Source organism: Pseudomonas sp. 86_A (assembly GCF_017491705.1).
GTDB classification, from domain to species: Bacteria; Pseudomonadota; Gammaproteobacteria; order Pseudomonadales; family Pseudomonadaceae; genus Aquipseudomonas; species Aquipseudomonas koreensis.
Window position 1 is genome coordinate 1 of sequence record NZ_JAFGYS010000114.1, and the last position, 482, is coordinate 482.

Annotated in this window: 1 pseudogene; it reads right to left on the reverse strand. The window is 56.6% G+C overall.

The window, feature by feature from the left end:
• A pseudogene (locus tag J5M57_RS28260) lies at positions 1 to 374 on the reverse strand (sugar phosphate isomerase/epimerase); the annotation flags it as partial.
• Positions 375 to 482: the final 108 nt, after the last annotated feature.

Genomic DNA, 482 nt, shown 5'->3' on the forward strand with positions numbered 1-482 from the left:
TACTTAGCATGGCGATCTGATCCTGGCGTGCCTGACATACAGACGAGATCCGTGACACCCAGCTTTCCGGCCAACTCGATCGCCCGTCGCAAGTCGTATGCGTGCCGCAGACCGACATCAGGCAACGGACTGAGCGGATTGTCAGACGTGTTCAGGCCCGCCAGCCGCATTTCTTTATCCTCGAATATGCCCAGGTAGTCCTCGCGGGCGGTCTGAGAGGCCATGAGCGTATCGACTGGACAATGAGGCGAGGGAATGAATCCGCCGACATTGACCTCAGCGCCGGTCAATCCGTTGGTTTTAAGGATGCCAAGCGCCTCGGCGAAATAGTAGTTATGGAGACAGGCGGTGTAGGCCCCGATATTCATGGACATGTCGGACTCCTAGTTTCTATAACGGATATGTGATCACGGTGGTGTCAGATGAGATCAATGGTTTTCCCGCCGGCCGCCGCAGATCGAGCGACGGCATCGGCGATACAC